General features: G+C 71.4%; 13 protein-coding genes. 11 read left to right on the forward strand and 2 right to left on the reverse strand.

Going from position 1 to position 19,574, the window contains the following annotated elements; translation table 11 throughout:
- Nucleotides 1-146 precede the first annotated feature (146 nt).
- Genes AKH00_RS13725 through AKH00_RS18005 form a run of 11 tightly spaced genes read left to right on the forward strand, consistent with a single transcriptional unit; the run spans nt 147 to nt 18,180 of the window.
- Nucleotides 147-6,173, forward strand: coding sequence for an Ig-like domain-containing protein (locus AKH00_RS13725; RefSeq protein ID WP_235556781.1), 6,027 nt, complete (start codon nt 147-149; stop codon nt 6,171-6,173).
- A 58-nt stretch (nt 6,174-6,231) separates the two neighbouring features.
- Nucleotides 6,232-7,203: an AAA family ATPase gene (locus AKH00_RS13730; protein WP_050723305.1), complete on the forward strand. Its 972-nt coding sequence runs from the start codon at nt 6,232-6,234 to the stop codon at nt 7,201-7,203.
- Entirely contained in the window at nt 7,203-8,465 is a 1,263-nt protein-coding gene (locus tag AKH00_RS13735; protein ID WP_050723306.1) for a DUF58 domain-containing protein, read from the forward strand. The genes AKH00_RS13730 and AKH00_RS13735 overlap by 1 nt, the downstream gene beginning before the upstream one ends.
- Nucleotides 8,462-10,867 (forward strand): transglutaminase family protein, encoded by a 2,406-nt coding sequence (locus AKH00_RS13740; protein WP_050723307.1) that lies wholly within the window; start codon nt 8,462-8,464, stop codon nt 10,865-10,867. Before AKH00_RS13735 ends, AKH00_RS13740 begins: the two co-directional genes overlap by 4 nt.
- On the forward strand, nt 10,864-12,393 hold the full coding sequence (locus AKH00_RS18410) for an RDD family protein (protein WP_050723308.1): 1,530 nt from the start codon (nt 10,864-10,866) through the stop codon (nt 12,391-12,393). Before AKH00_RS13740 ends, AKH00_RS18410 begins: the two co-directional genes overlap by 4 nt.
- Nucleotides 12,390-13,202 carry a PP2C family protein-serine/threonine phosphatase gene (locus AKH00_RS13750; RefSeq protein ID WP_050723309.1) on the forward strand — a complete coding sequence of 271 codons (813 nt, stop codon included), beginning with the start codon at nt 12,390-12,392 and terminating at the stop codon, nt 13,200-13,202. The genes AKH00_RS18410 and AKH00_RS13750 overlap by 4 nt, the downstream gene beginning before the upstream one ends.
- Nucleotides 13,202-14,605 carry an FHA domain-containing protein gene (locus AKH00_RS18415; RefSeq protein WP_050723310.1) on the forward strand — a complete coding sequence of 468 codons (1,404 nt, stop codon included), beginning with the start codon at nt 13,202-13,204 and terminating at the stop codon, nt 14,603-14,605. Before AKH00_RS13750 ends, AKH00_RS18415 begins: the two co-directional genes overlap by 1 nt.
- Nucleotides 14,602-16,287 (forward strand): serine/threonine-protein kinase, encoded by a 1,686-nt coding sequence (locus AKH00_RS13760; RefSeq protein WP_050723311.1) that lies wholly within the window; start codon nt 14,602-14,604, stop codon nt 16,285-16,287. Before AKH00_RS18415 ends, AKH00_RS13760 begins: the two co-directional genes overlap by 4 nt.
- Nucleotides 16,275-17,012: a hypothetical protein gene (locus AKH00_RS13765; RefSeq protein ID WP_082297629.1), complete on the forward strand. Its 738-nt coding sequence runs from the start codon at nt 16,275-16,277 to the stop codon at nt 17,010-17,012. Before AKH00_RS13760 ends, AKH00_RS13765 begins: the two co-directional genes overlap by 13 nt.
- Before the next feature lie 27 nt (nt 17,013-17,039).
- Nucleotides 17,040-17,810, forward strand: coding sequence for a hypothetical protein (locus tag AKH00_RS13770; RefSeq protein ID WP_050723313.1), 771 nt, complete (start codon nt 17,040-17,042; stop codon nt 17,808-17,810).
- Between the two features lie 7 nt (nt 17,811-17,817).
- Complete coding sequence (locus AKH00_RS18005; RefSeq protein ID WP_050723314.1) at nt 17,818-18,180, forward strand: hypothetical protein; 363 nt, start codon at nt 17,818-17,820, stop codon at nt 18,178-18,180.
- 39 nt (nt 18,181-18,219) lie between these two features.
- On the opposite strand, the gene AKH00_RS13780 is transcribed toward AKH00_RS18005, so the two are convergent.
- Nucleotides 18,220-18,930, reverse strand: coding sequence for a hypothetical protein (locus AKH00_RS13780; RefSeq protein WP_050723315.1), 711 nt, complete (start codon nt 18,928-18,930; stop codon nt 18,220-18,222).
- A complete protein-coding gene (locus AKH00_RS13785) occupies nt 18,914-19,573 on the reverse strand; it encodes a hypothetical protein (RefSeq protein WP_050723316.1) in 660 nt (219 codons plus the stop codon). The genes AKH00_RS13780 and AKH00_RS13785 overlap by 17 nt, the downstream gene beginning before the upstream one ends.
- Between the last annotated feature and the right edge of the window lies 1 nt (nt 19,574).

Genomic DNA, 19,574 nt, shown 5'->3' on the forward strand with positions numbered 1-19,574 from the left:
CGCGGTATTCCGGAAGGTTAGGATGTTCGGGTGTATCGTGCGCCGCCGGGCGCACGGTCGGAGAGTCTTGATCAGCGAGACCCTGGGGGGAACCGGGCATGAAGGCGTTGTCGTGGATGCGAGCGCGGCCGAAGACACTGGCGTCGGTGGCCGGCGTGACGGTGGGCGTGATCGCCCTCACCACGATGGCGATCAACTACCAGGGGTTCCCGACCACCAAGGTCGACCTCAACGACGGCGGCGTCTGGATCACCAAGACCTCGAGCCTCCTCGTCGGCCACTTCAACCACGAGTCGACCGTGCTCGACGGCGGTCTGCGCACGGCGGGTGAGAACTACGACATCCTCCAGGACGAGACGAACATCCTCGTGGTCGACGAGAGCGCCTCGACCGTCACGGCCGTCGACCCCGCCCGCGTCGCTCTCGGCGACTCGGCCCGCATCCCCTCCTCGGCCAAGGTCGTGCTCGGCAACCGCACCACCGCGATCCTCGACAAGAAGACCGGCAAGGTCTGGGTCGTCCCGGTGTCGGGCATCGCCTCGTTCAAGATCGAAGCAGCCGAGCCTGCCGTCGAGCTCGGCGCGAACGCCGATGTCGCGGTGGCCGAGGACGGCACCGTCTTCGGCGTCTCCGCCGAGCGCGGCGAGGTCGTCACCGTCCCGGTCGACAACGAGGGCGAACCGCTCGACCCCTCCGCGGCATCCGTGGGCGACATCGACGAGGAATCCGTTCCCGTCATCACCGCGGTCGGCCGCACACCGGTCGTCCTCGACCCCGCGGCGGGGATCGTCACAACCCCCGGCGGGTTCCGGACCGAGGTCGCGGATGCCGCGGACGCCGTGCTTCAGCCCGCATCCGCTCAGACCTCGGCCGTCGCGCTCGCCACCAAGTCCGCGCTCGTATCCGTGCCGCTCGACGGCGCCGAGCCCACGATCACCGACGTCGGCGGCACCGGCACCCCCGCCGCCCCCGTGTCGCTGCGCGGCTGCACCTATGCGGCCTGGGCCGGATCCGCGCGGTTCCTGCGCGAATGCCCCGGGGACTCCAACGACGTCGACGAGAGGATCGAGGGTGCCGAGCAGTCGAAGAGCCTCACGTTCCGCGTGAACCGCGACGTGATCATCCTCAACGACGCCGTCGGCGGCGCGGCATGGATGGCGAACGAATCGCTGCAGCGCGTCGACAACTGGAACGACCTCACCCCGCCCGAGGGCGAGACGCAGGACGAAGAGGACACCACCGAGGAGACCGTCGAGACGACCCTTCCCGACCGCAAGGAGGAGAACCCCCCGCCGATCGCCGAGGACGACGACTTCGGCGTGCGTCCCGGCGCGACGACCCTCCTGCCGGTGCTCGACAACGACAACGACCCCGACGGCGACGTGCTGGTCGCGACGATCGCCGAGGCGCAGCCCTCGATCGGCACGGTGCAGCCCGTGCAGAACGGCGGATCGCTGCAGATCGCGGTCGACGAGAAGGCCAGCGGCTCCACGACCTTCATCTACGAGGCCGATGACGGCCGCGGCGGCAAGGACACCGCGAACGTCACGCTCACGGTGTTCGACTGGGACCAGAACTCAGCCCCCACGCCCAAGCGCAAGACGAGCCTGACCGTCGAATCCGGCGGCACGATCTCCTACAACATCCTCCCGGACTTCATCGACCCTGAGGGCGACGACATCTACCTGAAGGGCGTCGAGCCCGCGCCCGGCGACGAGGTCGACTTCAGCACCGACGGTCAGATCACCTACAAGGCGACCGCCAGCCTGCAGGGGCGCAAGGACATCAGCGTCACGATCGCCGACGGCTTCGGCGAGACCTACGTGGGCACGATCTCGCTCGACGTGCGCCCCGAGGGGTCGACCGACCCCAAGACGAACGCCGACCATGTCGTGACCAGGGTGGGCGAGCAGGTCGCGGTCGCGCCGCTCGTGAACGACACGAGTTCGGGCCGTGAGCCACTGCGCCTCGGACGCGTCGATGAGACACCCGGCGCGACCATCCTCCCGGACTACTCGAACAAGACCTTCACCTTCTCCGCGCAGGCGCCCGGCACCTACTACGTGCAGTACCTCGCGACCGCCGGCCCGAAGAACGCACAGGGACTCGTGCGCGTCGATGTGCTCGACGCGAACGAGACCGACCTGCCGCCCGTCGCCGTGCGCGACGTCGCCCTGCTGCCCTCGGGTGGAGACGTGCTCGTCGGAGTGCTCGCGAACGACATGGACCCCGCCGGCGGCATCCTCGTGGTGCAATCCGTCTCGCTCGAGCCGAGTTCCGGCATCTCGGTCTCGGTGATCAACCACGAGACGCTGCGCATCACCGATCAGGGATCGCTCAAGGATCAGGTGCGCGTCAAGTACCGCATCTCCAACGGCTCGAAGTCGGCCGAGGGCGAGGTCGTCGTGATCCCGATCCCCGCGCCCGACCAGATCCTGCAGCCCGTGGCGAACCCGGACACCGCCTACGTCCGCGCCGGCGACGTCGTGACGATCCCCGTGCTCGACAACGACACGCATCCGAACGACGACGTCATGCACGTCGTCCCCGAGCTCGTCGAGGTCCCGGATCCTGAGGACGGCGAGGCCTTCGTCTCGCAGGACGCCGTGCGGTTCAAGGCCGGCGACGAGGCGAAGACCGTCTACCTCACCTACGAGGCCGTCGATTCGCGCGAGCAGAAGGCCGCCGGCTACGTCACGATCCAGATCATGCCGATCGACGCCGAGACCAACGCGGCGCCCCGGCCACAGGACATCGTGGCCCGTGCCCTCGCCGGCACCGAGGTCAACATCGCCGTGCCGCTCGACGGCATCGACGCCGACGGCGACTCGGTGGAGCTGATCGGCATCGCGTCGAACCCGGCCAAGGGCCGCATCAACGAGAACGGCTCGAACTACTTCACCTACGAGGCCTTCGACGGCTCCACCGGCGTCGACACGTTCAAGTACCGCGTGCGCGACCGGCTCGGCAAGGAGGGCCTCGCCACGATCCGCGTCGGCATCGCGCCGGCGGAGGACATCAACCAGGCGCCGTACGCCGTGAAGGATGCGGTCGTGGTGCGTCCCGGACGCGAGATCGCCGTCCCGGTGCTCGCGAACGACTCCGACCCCGAGGGTGACGAGATCACGCTGGTCAGCGAGAAGAACGGCGGTCTCGAGGTGCCGGAGATCGACGGCCTCTCAGCCCGCGTCTCCGGCGACCGGGTGCTCGTCCAGGCGCCGGACCGCGCACTGGAGACCTCGCTGCAGTACACGATTCGCGACTCCCGCGGCGCCACCGCCTCGGCCGTGCTCCAGATCACGGTCGACGAGGATGTGCCCCTGCAGGCGCCGATCGCCCGCGACGACCGGGTGCGCCCCGAGGACCTCAAGGACGGGACGCTGACCGCGGAGATCCCGATCCTCAAGAACGACGAGGATCCCGATGGCACGACGGATGCTCTCACCGTGACGCTCGGCGAGGGAGCGACGCAGCTCGACAACGGCTCGGTGCGCGTCACGGTGCAGGAGGAGCAGCAGCTCATCCGCTACACGCTCACCGACCGCGACGGGCTGGAGGCCTCGGCGTTCATCTTCGTCCCGGCCGAGTCCGGACTGCGGCCGACGGTCGACCTCACGAAGCCCGTGGAGGTCGTGAGCGGCGAGACGAAGAAGCTCCCGCTGTCGGAGTACGTCACGGTCGCGGGAGGCGGCACCGCCCGCATCACCGAGCACGCCAAGGTCTCGGCGGTGCACGCCGACGGCAGCGACCTCGTGCAGGACGAGACGACGCTCGTCTACACGTCCGCCGCCGGCTACTTCGGCAAGGACGCGCTCACGTTCGAGGTGACCGACGGCTCCGGTCCGGACGACCCCGAGGGACGCATCGCCACGCTGACGATCCCGATCGACGTGCTGCCGCCCGAGAACCAGCAGCCGGTCTTCGTGAACGGCCAGATGGAGGTCGCGCCCGGCGAGGACGCGACGGCGCTCGACCTCGCGGCGCTCACCACCGACCCGGACCCCGAGGACGAAGGCAAGCACACCTACAAGTTCACGGGTGGCGACGGCAAGGGCGTCAAGGCCAGGATCGACGGCTCGAACCTGATGGTCGAGGCCTCCTCCGAGGCCAAGAAGGGCACCGCCCTGACGCTCAAGGTCGAGGTGACCGACGGCGAGACCGAGCCGGTCGAGGGAACCGTGACGGTGCTCGTCGCCGCCTCCACGCGTGCGATGCCGGCCGCCAACACCGACACGGTCTCCGAAGCCGACCAGGGCAAGCCGGTCACGGTCGACGTGCTCGCGAACGATTTCAACCCGTTCCCCGAGACTCCGCTCAAGGTCGTGTCGGCCGTGGTCGAGGCGGGCATGGGTTCGGTGACGCAGAAGGGCGACCAGCTCACGGTCACCCCTGCGGCGACGTTCGTCGGCACGCTGGTGGTGCGCTACCGCATCCAGGATGCGACGAAGGATCCCGACCGCGAGGTCAACGGCCAGGTCATCGTCACGGTGCAGGGAGTGCCGGAGGCGCCGGGTGCGCCGACCGTCACGAGCGTGCAGGACCGCACGGTCGTGGTGTCGTACGGAGCCCCGTCGAACAACGGTGCCGAGATCACGAAGTACACCGTCAAGGCGGTGAGCGGCGGTTCGTACACCAAGGAGTGCCGATCGACCACGTGCACGCTCGACGGCCTCACCAACAACGTGGAGTACACGTTCCAGGTGACGGCGACCAACCGCGTCGGCGAGAGCAAGCCCTCCGGCACCTCCGCCGTCGCGCGTCCGGACGCCCGTCCCGACACACCGAACCCGCCGACGCTGAAGTTCGGCGACAAGTCGCTGGCCGTGAGTTGGACGACTCCGTCGACGCCGGGATCCCCGGTGGAGAGCTACACGCTGGAGATCTCCCCGGCACCGCCGTCCGGAGTGTCTCAGAAGCAGGTCTCCGGCAACTCCCTCACCTGGGAGGGCCTGGAGAACGGCGGCAACTACCAGGTGCGCGTCCAGGCTCACAACAAGGCGCCGGATCCGTCGAGCTGGAGCAACTGGTCGGCATCGGAGGTGCCCGCGGGGCCGCCGCTCAAGCCCGCGGCTCCGACCACGACTCAACTCGCCTCCGTCGGCAACGAGGCGCAGATGCAGGTCAACTGGAGCGCGCCGAACTCCAACGGCGACGCGATCGCCAGCTACCAGCTCGAGGTGCGCAACGGCGGCACGGTCGTCAACACCCTCACGCCGAGTGCCGGGGCGACGTCGCAGGCCGTCAAGGTGCCGACCTCGGAGACGCCGTACACCTATCGCATCCGCGCGCAGAACAAGGCCGGCTGGGGAGAATGGTCCGAGCTGTCGGCGCCCCGCCGCGGCGTGAACGCTCCTGGCGCTCCGACCGGCCTGCGCGGTCAGGCCGCCGACCGGTCGATCACGAACATCTCGTACACCCCCGGCTCCGCGAACGGCGCCAAGTCGTCGGAGATCTCGTACCAGTACACCTTCAACGGCGGTGGCAGCTGGCAGGCGCTCAACGGCAACTCGATAGGCGGGCTCTCGAACGGCACCACGTACAACCTGCAGGTGCGCGCCGTCTCCACGGTCGACGGCAGCACCTACGCGGGTGCCGCCTCGAACGTCGCCCAGGTCGTGCCGTTCGGGCAGCCGAAGGCGCCGGTCGCGAAGGCGGAGAACGCCGGGATGTCGGTGAAGCTGAGTTGGGATGCACGCAACTCCGGCAACGGACGCCCCATCGAGACGGTGCAGATCAGGATCGACGGCGGCGGCTGGCAGACCGTGGGCGCGAGCGGCTCCCAGACGGTCGGGAACGGCTACGACGAGACGCACAGCATCACGGTGCGCGCGACCGCCAGCGAGGGCGGCACCTCACCCGAGGCGTCGGACTCCGCCAAGACCAACCCGCGCCCCGCCGAGGTGCTGAAGACCGGCAAGGGCGCGTCCGGCAACTGGCCCGGCGAGTGCACGCACTCGTCCTGCGCCTACGTCACCCTCACGGTGCAGAACTTCCGCAGCCCCGGCAATTACACCCTGCGCTGCGACGACGGTGGGCAGTTCGGCAACTCGGCGCGGTACGTGCCCGAGAACGGCACGGTGCAGCTGGGCTGCTTCTACGGAAACCCTGGCCGCTCCATGCGCGTCTACATCGTCGAGCTCAACCGCTACGCCGACGCCATCAGCTGGTACTAGTGCGACCCGACGGCGCGACGCCCACGATCCCTTCACAGAACGAGGAACCGACACACTCATGACCATGACCCCCGAACAGGCCGCCTGGTTCCAGGGCACCTTCCAGCGCCTCGTCGACAACGTCGACAAGGCCGTGCAGGGCAAGCGCGAGATCGTCAGCCTGGTGCTGTCGTCGATGCTCGCCGAAGGGCACGTGCTCCTCGAGGACGCCCCCGGCACGGGCAAGACCAGCCTCGCGAAGGCACTGGCCGCCACCGTGCAGGGCACCAGCACGCGCATCCAGTTCACGCCGGATCTGCTGCCGTCCGACGTCACGGGCGTCACGATCTACGACCAGCAGTCGCACAAGTTCGAGTTCCACAAGGGCCCGATCTTCGCGTCCATCGTGCTCGCCGACGAGATCAACCGCGCCTCGCCGAAGACGCAGTCCGCGCTGCTCGAGGTCATGGAGGAGTCGCGCGTGACGGTCGACGGTGTCGCGCACGAGACCGGTCGGCCGTTCCTCGTGATCGCGACGCAGAACCCGATCGAGCAGGCCGGTACCTACAAGCTGCCCGAGGCGCAGCTCGACCGCTTCCTCATCAAGACGTCGATCGGCTACCCCGACCTCGACGTCACCGAGAGCATCCTCTCCGGCGCCTCCGACCGCAACCCCTCCGCTGGTCTCGCGGCGATCATCACGACGAGCGCGGTCGCCGACATGGCCGACCTCGGCGCCTCCGTGCACGTCGAGCCCGCGGTGCTGCGCTACGTGGCCGAGCTCGCCGCCGCGACCCGCGACGACTGGGCGATCCGCCTGGGCGTCTCGGTGCGAGGCGCGATCGCGATGATCCGCATGGCGAAGGTGTGGGCGGCCGCGCAGGGACGCCACTTCGTGCTCCCCGACGACATCAAGGCGCTCGTGCGTCCCGTCTGGCAGCACCGTCTGCTGCTCGACGCCGAGGCGGAGTTCGCCGGCACGTCCGCCGAGACGGTCCTCGTGCGCGTGCTCGACGCGGTCGCCGCACCGCAGGCCCGAGCGGCGGCCTGATGACCGCGGAGGTCCACCAGATCGCGAACGCGCCGATCGACCGCGATGCCGGATGGCGTGACATCGCGGCGGTCATCGGCGCGCGCATCCTGGTGCGCCTCCGACTGATCGCCGCCGCGATCCGTCCGCTCGCGTGGGTGCTCATGGGCCTCGCGGTCGTGTTCTGGATCGTCGGTCAGGTCGCGGGCTGGGCGGAGTTCACGGTCGCCGCGGTCGTGATCGCGATCACCGTGGCGCTGTGCGCGCTGTTCCTGATCGGCCGCACCGCGTACGACGTCTCGCTCGACCTGGCCCGCACGCGTGTCGTCGTCGGCGAGCGCGCGGTCGGCGCCCTCACCCTCGCGAACCACGGCACCAGGGCGATCCTGCCGTCGCGGATCGTGCTGCCCGTCGGCGCGGGGCGCGGCGAGTTCGGCATCCAGCGTCTCGCGCCGGGAGAGGAGGCGGAGGAGCTGTTCGCCATCCCCACCCAGAAGCGGGGCGTCGTGAAGGTCGGCCCCGTCAGCGTCGTCCGCGGAGACCCGCTCGGGCTGTTCGAGCGCGCGCATCGCCGAGACGACCCCGTCGATCTGTTCGTGCACCCGAAGACCGTGCTGTTCGACGGCCAGTCGCTCGGCTATCTGCGCGATCTGGAAGGACTCCCCGCGGCCGACCTGTCGCGCGACGACGTGTCGTTCCATGCGCTCCTCGAATACCAGCCCGGAGACGACCTGCGCCACGTGCACTGGCGATCCACCGCCCGCACCGGCACCATGATGATGCGCCAGTACGAGGAGACCCGCCGGTCGCACTTCGTGATCGGGCTGTCCCGTTCGTCCGGGGACTACGCGAGCGACGAGGACTTCGAGCTCGCGATCTCCGCGGCCGGATCGATCGGTCTGCGGGCGATCCGCGACTCCCAGCGGGTCGACGTGCGCGTGCAGGGCAGAGAGCTCCCCGCGGGTACCGGCAAGAGGCTCCTCGACTCGCTGTCCGGCGTCGAGCAGTCCAAGCCCCGCGACGGCGGCATCGACCACCTCGCCGGCGTGCTCGCCCGCACCATGCCCCTCGCGAGCGTCGTCGTCCTGGTGTGCGGCTCCAAGGTCAGCACCGACGACCTCCGCCTCGCGTGCTCGCGTCTGCCGTTCGGCGCCAAGGCCCTCGCGGTCGTCGCCGACACGACGGTCGCCTCGCCCGCGCTGCGCCGGATCGGCGATGCGGATGTCGTGACCATCGGCGCACTCGATCAGGTCCCCCTCGCGCTGCAGAAGGTGCTCGCATGACCGCTCTCTCGACCGACTTCGCCGGGATTCCTGTACGTCGCTGGATCCTGGATCTCGGCGCTTCCGCGCTGCTCGTCGCGGTCGCCGTCGTCGGGTTCTGGCCCACGTTCGCCGGCGGCTCGTATCTGCCCGCCGCCCTCGGCGCGATGCTGCTCGGTCTCGCGATCGCCGCGGTGTCGACGTGGCGTCGCTGGGGGATCCTCGTCGTCGCCGGCCTCACGGTCGCGGTGTACTTCGTGTTCGGCGGCGCTCTCGCGCTGGCGCACACGACCATCCTCGGCGTGATCCCCACACTCGAGACGTTCGAGAAGCTCGCCGTCGGCACCGTTACCGCGTGGAAGCAGCTGCTCACGACTGTGGCGCCCGTGGCCGGAGCGGACGGTCACTTCCTGGTGCCCTTCCTGCTCACGCTGGTCATCACGGTGCTCACGGCCTCGCTCGCGCTCCGACTGCCGCACGTCGGATGGGCGCTGCTGCCCGCCGGATCCATGCTGATGCTCGTGATCGCGCTCGGCACCCCCGAGCCCGCTGTCCCGGTCGCGCAGGGTCTTGCGTTCGCGGTCGTCGCCGTCGCCTGGCTCGCGCTGCGGCAGCTGTGGGCTCCGCAGAACGCGGCGGTGTCGGTCGGCGAGGTCGATCCGTCGCGGGCCGGGCACATGCGGCTGCGCAGGCTGCTGGCAGGCGTGGCCGTGCTCGCCGTCGCCGGCGGCGCGGGTATCGCGACGAGCGCGGTCGCGGCCCCCGCTCAGCCCCGACACGTCTTCCGCGACGTGATCATCCCGCCGTTCAACATCCGCGACTACCCGAGTCCGCTCCAGGCGTTCCGCAAGAACGTGCGCGACGAGGCCGGCGACACGCTCTTCACCGTGAGCGGGCTGCCGAAGGACGCGCGGATGCGGATCGCGGTCATGGACCAGTACGACGGCATGGTCTACAACGTCACCGACGGCGGCGCCGGCTCGTCGAGCGCCTTCGCGCCGATCCGCGCCAACATGTCGCCGGAGGCCGAGGGCATCCCCGTCACCCTGCAGGTGCAGATCGAGGAGTACCGCGGGGTCTGGGTGCCGGATGCCGGTCAGGTGTCGGAGATCGACTTCACGGGGGACCGTGCGGAGGACCTGCGCCGCTCCGCGTACTACAACGCCGAGACGGGGACGGCCGTGGTGACCTCGAAGCTCACGGCGGGGGACTCCTACACCGTCGACACGGTGATCCCGGGCGAGCTCGACGACGACCAGATCGCCGACGCGCCCTTCGGCACCGTTCCCCTCCCGAAGCAGAGCAACGTGCCCGAGGAGCTCACGGCGCTGGCCTCCGAGACCGTCGCGGGTGCGGAGTCGCCGATCGAGCAGGTGCGGGCGCTGGAGAGCTTCCTCGCGGAGGGCGGCTTCTTCAGCCACGGCCTCGAGGGCGAGGTGCTCTCGCGCGCCGGCCACACCTCCGAGCGGATCTCGACCCTCATCGGCGGCGACCAGATGATCGGCGACGACGAGCAGTACGCGGTCGCCATGGCTCTGCTCGCCCGCGAGGTCGGCATCCCCGCTCGCGTCGTGATGGGCTTCTACCCCGACGAGGAGCAGGCGGGCGACGCGGTGTTCACCGCCACGGGCGACAACATCCATGCCTGGGTCGAGGTGAACTTCGAGGGGCTCGGGTGGCTGACGTTCAACCCGACACCGCCCGAGGACAAGGTCCCGAACGATCAGAACACCAAGCCCAAGGTCGACCCGAAGCCGCAGGTCCTGCAGCCCCCGCCCCCGCCGCAGGAGCCGGTCGATCTGCCTCCGACGCTGCCCGACGACCGCAAGGGCGACGACGAGACCCTCAACATCCTCGGCATCATCGGCATCATCCTCGCGATCGGCGGGATCTCGCTCGGGGTGCTCGCCCTGCTGGCCTCGCCGTTCATCCTGATCGGAGCGTGGAAGGCGGCCCGGCGCCGCACCCGGCGCAACGCCACCCGCACCGCCGACCGCATCAGCGGCGGCTGGGACGAGCTCGCCGATCGCGCCGTCGACTACGGCGCGCACATCCCTCCGGGCGGCACCAGGGCTGAGGAGGCCGCTTCGGTGGCCGCCACGCTCACGGTGCCGCAGGTCACGGCCCTGGCGCAGCGCGCGGATGCCAAGGTGTTCGGGCCCTCCGAACCGACGCCGGAGGACGTCGAGGCGTTCTGGACAGAGGTCGACGCGATCGTCGGCGGACTCGGCAAGGACGCAGGTTTCTGGAAGCGGCTGAAGGCGCGACTGAACCTCCGCTCCCTGCTCGGCGGATCCGCGTTCTCGGTCGGCCTGCAGAACCTCCGCGAGGCCGCGGCCGCGCGCGTGCGCCGCGAACCTGGCACGATCGAGAGCAGCCCCCGTCCGACGACGTCCACCTCACCCGAGAGCGAGACACCATGACGCAGCCACAGTCCGGCCGGATCGCGCCGATCCCGCGGCGCGCGATCGCGTACCTGATCGATGCGCTGATCGCCGGCGGCATCGCCATCGTGCCGAGCATCGTCGTGTTCGTCGCCTTCACGGCATCCGCGTCCTCCGCGACGACCCCGGATGCGGCCCTCGGGAGTCTCGCCATCCTCGGGGTCGGTCTGCCGATCGTCGGGCTGCTGGCGCTCGGCTGGTTCGTGTTCTACACGGTCATGCAGTCGGGGCGCGGCTCGATCGGCATGCGTGCGCAGGGTCTGCGCCTGGTCGGCGAGGACGGCGCACCGCTCGGCTTCGGCCGGACACTGCTGCGCAACGTGATCTTCGGTCTCACGGCCGGCATCGTCGTCGGCTACTTCACGCCCCTGTTCGACGGCTCAGGACGCTTCCAGGGCTGGCATGACAAGCTCGCGAAGTCGCTGATGTACGACGTGCGGACGGATGCCGCGGCACCGGGCTCCGCCGCATCCGCTCCTGCCTCGGCGCCGATGGTGCCCCCCGTGCCGACGGCTCCGCCTGTGCCAGGACTCGCGGCGCCAGGGTCGGTTCCGCCCGGAGCTCCCGGTGCACCCGGAGCTCCCGGTGCGCAGAGCGATCCGGCTCCCCAGTCGCCGAGCGGGTATCCGGTCCCGCAGGGGTACGCGGTGCCGGCGCCTCCGGCGGGCGCACCCGCATCGCCGTTCGCCCGCCCGGAGGCTCCCGCTGCTGCTCCGCAGATGCCGCCCGTTCCCGCCGCACCGGCGTTCGCCGCTCCGCCCGTGCCCCCGGCCCCGGCAGCGCCCGTCCCGTCCGCGCCCGCCGTACCTTCCGCGCCCGCCATGCCCTCGTCCGGCGAGCAGTCGACGGACCGTTCCGTTCCTGAGGTCCCGATCACGACCACGCCTCCGTCGCCGGTGGACGACGGCGGCGTGATCGCGTACGTGCCGGGCATCACCCTCGACGCCCCGCCCCCGCGACCCGCCGCCGTGGAGACCCCACCGCCCGCTCCCGCGCATCCCGCGGCACCGGCGTTCTCGGCCGCGCCCCCCGCTCCTGCGTTCGCCCCTCCGGCGGAGGCCGCTGCGCCAGCCCCGGCCGCGCCCACCGCGCCCGCGCCCGCTGCTCCCGGGTCGTCCCCCGAGGCGCCGGCGTCCGCAGGTCTCGACGACGACCTCGAGGAGACGCGCATCAGCATCCCCGGGCATCGCCTGGTCTTCACCTGGGACGACGGGACGCGCGTGACCGTGTCTCGTCGCACGGTCTTCGGTCGTAACCCCGGCCCGGAGGACGGCGCGATCATCGTGCCGGTCCGCGATGAGACGCTGTCGCTGTCGAAGACGCACTTCGAGGCCGCGGCCTCCACCTCGGGCGGCTGGGTGCTCGACCGCTTCTCGACCAACGGCATCACCCTCGTGCGCGACGGTCAGCGCATCGCCTGCCCGGCCGGACAGCGCGTGCCCGTGCGCCTCGGCGACGCGCTCGAGATCGGCGACCGCATCGTGACGATCGGGGGCTACGCATGACCGTCCCCCTCGCCGTCTCGACGGGTGCGGCGACGCACACCGGTCTGCGACGCACCCTCAACGAGGACGCCTTCCTCGCCACCGCCCCCGTGTTCCTCGTCGCTGACGGCATGGGCGGCCATGAGGCGGGGGAGCGCGCGAGCGCGGCTGTGATCGCCGAGTTCGCACGGCACGTGGGCCGCGAGGCGCTCGCCCTCGACGACGTGCGCGATGCGGTCTCGGTCGCGCGCGCCGAGGTCGAGGCGCTGTCGACGAGCAGCAACGGCCGCGCGGGGACGACGCTCAGCGGTGTCGTGATCGCGAACGTCGACGGCATGGGCTACTGGCTCGTGCTCAACATCGGCGACTCCCGCGTCTACCGCCTCGAGGACGGCGACCTCGAACAGGTCAGCGTCGACCATTCGGTCGTGCAGGAGCTGATCGAGGCCGGAGAGCTGCGGCCCGAGGACGCCCAGACCGACCGCCGCCGCAACGTCATCACGCGGGCGATCGGGGCCGGGAGCGACGGCGAGGTCGACTACTGGCTGTTCCCCGCCGAACGCGGCGACCGCCTGCTCGTGTGCTCGGACGGCCTGACCTCCGAGCTCGGCGACGGGGCGATCCGCGAGATCCTCCTGGTCGAGGACGACCCGCAGCGCGCCGCCGACATCCTCGTCTCGAGCGCCGTCCACGCGGGGGGACGCGACAACGTGACGGTCGTGGTGGTGGATGCCGTCACGGTCGCCTCGCGCCCCGGCACGCTCGTCGAAACCGACGAACCGGACATCGCGGACACGCGTCCGCGCGAAGCCGCAGGAGGAGTGCGCTGATGCGTGTGAACTATCGCCCTGGTACCTGGAACGCCCTCGTGCGCGAGGGGGCCCTGCTCGTACTCCCTGGCACGACCCACCCCGCGCTCATCGCCGACGCCTGGGACGGCGTGGACGGCATCCGCGACCTCGGTCGCCTCGTCGACCTCCTCACCTCGCGGTCGGGCGGCTCCCTCTCGGCGCTGCCGGACTTCGCGGCCGTCGTGGTCGAGGCCGACGTCGTCCGGGTCGCCGTGCGCGGTCTGCCCGAGGTCGTCGTCGAGACGAGCGAGGGGCGCACGCGCGTGAGCGGCGCCGAGGTGTCGACGTGGAGCGAGCGTCTCGTGCGCGGGGCGACCTCCGTGGAGATCACGGCCGAGGATGCCGGGGGCGCCGCCGATCCGGGACTCCCGCTGCTCGGCGGCGTCGTGCGGGTGTCGTCGCTCACCGTGGACACGACGGGCGCGTCCGCCGAGGCCCGCGTGGAGGGCGCCGTCACGTCGGCATCCGTGTCCGCTCCGCCCGCATCCGCTCCGCCCGCATCCGCTCCGTCGGCATCCGCCCCGGACGACGATGTCTCCGCGGCGGGCCTGGGCGGCGTGAGCCTCGGCGCTCTGGCCGGAGCCGCGGCCGTGGCTCCCGCCGTGGTCCCGGCAGCGCCGATCGGCCACCCGGCCGACGCCCCCGCCGAGACAGCCGCCGATTCCGAGACACCCGCCGAATCCGATCCTCCCGCCGAGACCTACGCCGCGCCGGAGGACACGATCCTGCCCGAGCCCGAGCCCGAGCCCGAGCCCGAGCCCGAGCCCGAGCCCGAGCCCGAGCCCGAGCCCGAGCCGGATCTCACCGACACCCTCATGCCCGAGGACGTCGCGTCGACCGAGGATGTCGACGAGTTCGACCTGCTGTTCGGGCAGACGATCCACCGTCCCGCCGCCGACGCCCCCGAGGAGGCCGTGGTCGACCCCGCCCTCGCGGGAGACCACGACGGCGCCACGATCTCCTCCGCAGAGGCGCGGGCGCTGCGCCGCGACGCCCCGGTCTCGCCCGAGGCCCCGACCATCGCGCTGCCCGTCGTGGGCGGCACCGGCCGCATCCGGGTGTCGACCGGTCAGGTCGTGACCCTCGATCGCACGGTCATCATCGGCCGCCGTCCGCGCTCCACCCGCGCCAGCGGTGCGAGCCTGCCGCACCTCATCGCGGTCGAGAGCCCGCAGCAGGACATCTCGCGCAGCCATCTCGAGGTGCGTCCCGAGGGCGACACGGTCGTCGTGATCGACCTGCACACCACGAACGGCTCGACACTGCTTCGTTCGGGCGCCGACCCCGTGCGACTGCACCCCGGCGAGCAGACGGTGGTCGTGTCGGGTGACGTGGTCGACCTCGGCGACGGCGTGACCGTCGCCTTCGAGGATCTGCCGTGAGTCGTCGCCCCTCGCCGCCGCCCGACCTGCCCGGGTTCACGTACCTCGAGCCCCTGGGCACGGGCGGCTTCGCCGACGTCTTCCTGTACGAGCAGCAGATGCCCCGCCGGCGTGTGGCCGTCAAGGTGCTGCTCGCCGACCGCCTCGCGAGCAGCGCGGCGCAGGAGTTCGCCGACGAGGCGAACGTCATGGCCATGCTGTCGACGCATCCGGCGATCGTCACGATCTACCAGGCCGGCGTGGCCGGCGACGGCCGCCCCTACCTCGTGATGGAGTACTGCCCGCGGCCGAACCTGCAGGTGCGCGCGCGCAAGGAGTCGTTCTCGGTCGCCGAGGCCCTGCGCGTCGGCGTGCAGGTCGCGGGTGCGGTCGAGACCGCGCATCGTGCGGGTGTGCTGCACCGCGACATCAAGCCCGCGAACATCCTCGTCACCGAGTACAACAGGCCGGCGCTCACCGACTTCGGCATCGCCTCGACCACGGGCGCCACGGGCGAGGCATCCGGGATGTCGATCCCGTGGTCACCGCCCGAGTCGTTCGGCGACCCGCCGCAGAGCGGTCCTCGCACCGACGTGTGGGCGCTGGGCGCCACCCTCTACACGCTGCTCGCCGGTCGTTCGCCGTTCGAACGCGCGGGGGAGCGAAACTCGAGCGCCGACCTGATCGAGCGGATCGAGCGCGCGGCGCTGCCTCAGCTCGCGCGCCCCGACTCTCCGGAGAGCCTGCAGCGCCTCCTCGAGCGCGCGATGGCCAAGAACCCGGATGACCGGTTCCCGAGCGCTGTCGCGTTCGCCCGGGCGCTGCAGAAGGTGCAGATCGAGCTCTCGCATTCGGTCACGCCGATCGACATCGTCGACGACCACCCCCCGGCGGAGGACCTCGACGACGACGGCGACGGTCTGACCCGGGTCCGCGAGATCGTCAGCATCGACCCCGACGTCGCCGCGTTCACCCGCCCCTCGGCGGCGACGCAGCCCAAGGGCCCGGCCTTCGCCGCGCCCGACGTGCCGCGTTTCGACAGCCCCGAGCCCGTCGACGAGGCCACCCAGCTGCGCGCGCCCGCGCCTGCTCCCGTCGACGACGACGACCGCACGATCGCCCGCGGCCCGGTCGTCGTCTCGCCCCAGGCGAGCGCACCCGTGGGCACGACGCCGAGCGCACCGTCGGGCACGACACCCGGCGCCGCCGCATCCGCCCCGCACCTCGCGCCGGCGCAGACGCCGCCTCCGGGTGCGCCCGGAGCATCCGAGGCGGAGCCCGCGACGCCGCGCAGCCGCACGGGCCTGTGGATCGGCCTGATCGCCGCCGGAGTCGTCGTGGTGGTCGGCGGCATCATCGGCCTCAACCTGCTCGTCGCGAACGCGCCGACCCCCGATCCGGTCGCGACCGAGGAGGAGGTCGACCCCAAGGACGTGGTGTCCGACGTCGTGCCGCAGGTGTCCGATCTCGTCGGAACGCGCACGGGCGTCCAGGTGACGTTCACGTGGACGAACACCGACCCGCTCGAGGGCGACAGCTTCATCTGGATGCCGATCGAGCTCGACGGCTCCGGCGCGGCGTCGACCACGACCGAGACGACGGCGACGATCACGGGCGCGCCGGCCGGTCAGGTCTGCGTCGACGTGGCGCTGCGACGAAAAGACGGACGAGCGTCCGAACCGGTGCGGGGGTGCGTGCAGTGACGGACACGACGGATGTCGGGACGGTGACGGTCGAGTTCGCCGGCGAGTACTTCACGATCGCTCCGGGCAGTCGGTTCTCGCTCGGGCGCGAGGGCGACCTGGCGATCGACGACAACCTGTTCCTGCACCGCAACTTCCTCGAGATCTCCGATGTCGACGGGCTGTGGTGGCTGTCGAACATCGGCTCGCGCCTGACGGCCTCGGTGACCGACAGCTCCGGCGGCGTCCAGGCGTGGCTCTCGCCCGGTGCGCGGCTGCCGCTCGTGTTCGAGGCGACGACGGTCGTGTTCAGCGCGGGTCCCACGACGTACGAGTTCGTCGTGCACTCGACTCAGCCCGCGTTCCGCGACACGCAGCGGGAGACGACGAGCGGGGACTCCACGATCGGCGACGTGCCTCTCACCGCGAGCCAGCGCCTGCTGATCCTCGCTCTCGCCGAGCCGCAGCTGCTGCGCGACGGCACCGGCATGAGTGAGATCCCCACCTCGGCGAAGGCGGCGGCACGGCTGGGTTGGACCGTCACCCGCTTCAACCGCAAGCTCGACAACGTGTGCGACAAGCTCGACCGCATCGGTGTGCCCGGCATGCGCGGCGGTCAGCGCTCGTTCGCGACGAACCGCCGCGCGCGACTCGTCGAGTACACCATCGCGACGCGCCTCGTCACCCGCGACGACCTCGCGGAGCTCGATCGGCCCCAGGCGTCCGCGGAGGACGAGGATGCCTGAGCCGAGCCGACCGGGGAGCAGGCGCCCGTGCACGAGCTGAGCGCGCTCGGCCTCACCGAGACGCACGAGCGGGAGTGGCGCGACTACTTCGCGGGAGGGCGCGTCTTCGCGGTCCGGCTGGATCGGGCAGCCGCGCGACGCCGGCTGCGGGCCAACACCGTCGTGCTCGTTGTGGCGGCCCTCGTGCTGCTCGCTGCCGTCGTCACGTTCGTCGCGGTCCTCGTCGGGCAGCTCGGCGGCCCGGTGACCGTGCTGCTGCTCGCCCTGCTGGCGCTCGCCGCCGCGGTGCTGCTGGTGCGTTTCGCGCTGCTGCGGCGACGGCTGCGCATCGCCAGGGCATCGGGCGACGACTACCTCGTCGTGAGCGCGGAAGGCCTGCGGATCGCGGAGCACGTCGACCTGCCGTGGAGTGCGATCATCGGGGCCGTCGGCTACGACGACCGCGGCGGGTCGGTGCCGTTCCTGCGTGCCCCGGCCGCGGCCGTGGAGCGTGCAGCCGGTCGGATGCAGGCCGAGTACACGCTCGGCATCCGCGGCGTCCGCGCACTCCGCGATGCCGCACCGCGCGACCTGCACGGGATCTTCGAAGTGATCGCCGACCACGGCGGGATGCGGCTGCCGCTCGATACGATGGTCGCTCCCGAGGACGTCCGCACCGCGCTCGCGGCGATCTGCATCGCGGGTCGTGGTGCGGGAGTGGACGTCGAGGTCACGGCCGACCGGTCGACGATCTTCCGGAGGACAGTGGCCCTGCTGGGGGCCGAGACGACCGCTCCGCCTTCCGCGGGGCGAGGATGAGGGGAACATGATGGCCGATCTCCGTGCCGCCCGCTGCGAACAGCTCCTGTCTCCGGTGACCGCTCTCACGGTCGCCGTGGTGTCGTGCAACGAGCGCATCCCGCAGAGCTTCGCCGACGTCGTCAGCGCCGCCGAGGACGTGCTGGCGATCGCGGACCTCGGATCGCTCGGCGTGGACAGCGAGGACTACGTGGCCTGGGCCTCCGGCGCCCCGCAGACCCTCGCCGACATGATCGAGGCCGCACAGGCCAAGGACACCACGCGGATCTGGGAGGCGTTCTCGCACCCGCAGTTCGGACTCCACCGCCTGGGTTCGGCGTGCAGCGGGCTGCCGGGCTGGGTCATGCCCGAGGGGTCCGAGTTCGCCTGAACCGGCTCGTCTGACCCTGGTCGGCTCGCGTCCGGCGGATCAGCAGCCCGCGGGCGACCCGAGATCGGGGACGTCGATCTCGTCGCCCCAGCCCGAGAACTCCAGCTGCAGGGTGCCGGCGGCATCGGCCCGCGTGAGCGAGATCGGCAGCGCGGGCCCCTGCGTCTGCACGCGCAGAGCGCCGAGGGTGCCGTCCGCACCCATCACGAGGTCGACCGCGTCGTCGCGCGGTGCGCCGAGCGTCGACGCGTCACCCGTGTACTCGGCGAGCGTCTGAAGCGGATGCAGGAGCGACGACCACTGCGTGAGCGCCGCGTCGTCCTCGGACACGCAGCTGTAGACGCCCGCGTCGAGTCCCTCGGCCGCCGCCGTGGCCGAGGGGCGGACGTACGCCTGGCCCTCGCTCATGACGACGGAGGTCGTGGCGCCGTCGACCGTGAACTCCGCGACCGTCTGCTCGCTCGACCCGTGCACCACCATCGCGAGCGTGCGCCCGGCGCCGTTCGTGTACGTGCCGGTCATGGTCGCGGTGCCCGCGTCACGCACGGCGGCCAGCATGGTGGCGCGGGCGGAGGCGGCGTCGAGCAGCACGAGCCCGTTGCCGGACGCTTCCTCGTCCCAGGTGCCGAGGTCGAGGTGGGTCGGCGTCGGCACCGGTTCCGCGGCCGCCGTCTTCGACGTGCACCCGGTGAGCAGCAGAGCCGCGCCGAGCACGACGGCGATCAGCCGCGCGTCACCCCGCCGCGGCATCCGCGACACATCCCGAGACCGCGCCCTGCGCATCGAGCGTGGCCCGGTCGAGCTTGACCTCTGCGGTCTCGTTGCCGGCGGCCGGACGGACCACGACGCAGGAGCCGTCGTCGACGATCGCGGCGGCGCGCGGCAGCCAGGCCTCCGTGCCCGTCACAAGCTGCGAGACGTCGAGCGTCGGTCCCGAGGGCCCGTCGACCACGATGACCTGGTACGGCACGTCCGGTCCCGACCAGTCGATCCGCACGGCGTTGTCGGTGACCTCGAGCTTCAGGTCGGTCGCCGTCGACCCGCCGGACAGGCCGCCGAGGATCAGGAACACGACGAAGGCGATGAGCGCGAGCAGCGTGGTGCCCACCGAGATCAGGAAGGCCGGATGCCGCCACAGCGGGCGCTGCTTCTCGGGTGCCTCCTCCAGCTCGGGCAGCACGTCGCCGGACGTCTCGAGCGTCCGGATCGCTCCGGGGGCCAGTTGCATGCTCGGTCGGGGGGAGTCCCACCCGAGCTGGCCGTCCAGGGCCGCGGGCGCCGAGCTGCGCGTCGCGGTCCAGGGCACGGGCGCCGCTGTGATCATGGCGTCCACCGGGCGCTCGGCGGCCGGGGCAGCGTTCTGCTGACGGCGCGTGCGCGGGATGTCGCTCATA

Source organism: Microbacterium sp. GCS4, assembly GCF_001262495.1.
Taxonomy (GTDB): domain Bacteria; phylum Actinomycetota; class Actinomycetes; order Actinomycetales; family Microbacteriaceae; genus Microbacterium.

Bases quoted from the DNA above. Each gene is read 5' to 3' on its own strand.
- AKH00_RS13735 (WP_050723306.1), top strand. From the start codon at position 7,203: ATGACCGCGGAGGTCCACCAGATCGCGAACGCGCCGATCGACCGCGAT.
- AKH00_RS18415 (WP_050723310.1), top strand. From the start codon at position 13,202: ATGCGTGTGAACTATCGCCCTGGTACCTGGAACGCCCTCGTGCGCGAG.
- AKH00_RS13750 (WP_050723309.1), top strand. From the start codon at position 12,390: ATGACCGTCCCCCTCGCCGTCTCGACGGGTGCGGCGACGCACACCGGT.
- AKH00_RS13730 (WP_050723305.1), top strand. From the start codon at position 6,232: ATGACCATGACCCCCGAACAGGCCGCCTGGTTCCAGGGCACCTTCCAG.
- AKH00_RS13785 (WP_050723316.1), bottom strand. From the start codon at position 19,573: ATGAGCGACATCCCGCGCACGCGCCGTCAGCAGAACGCTGCCCCGGCC.
- AKH00_RS13780 (WP_050723315.1), bottom strand. From the start codon at position 18,930: ATGCCGCGGCGGGGTGACGCGCGGCTGATCGCCGTCGTGCTCGGCGCG.
- AKH00_RS18005 (WP_050723314.1), top strand. From the start codon at position 17,818: ATGATGGCCGATCTCCGTGCCGCCCGCTGCGAACAGCTCCTGTCTCCG.
- AKH00_RS18410 (WP_050723308.1), top strand. From the start codon at position 10,864: ATGACGCAGCCACAGTCCGGCCGGATCGCGCCGATCCCGCGGCGCGCG.
- AKH00_RS13740 (WP_050723307.1), top strand. From the start codon at position 8,462: ATGACCGCTCTCTCGACCGACTTCGCCGGGATTCCTGTACGTCGCTGG.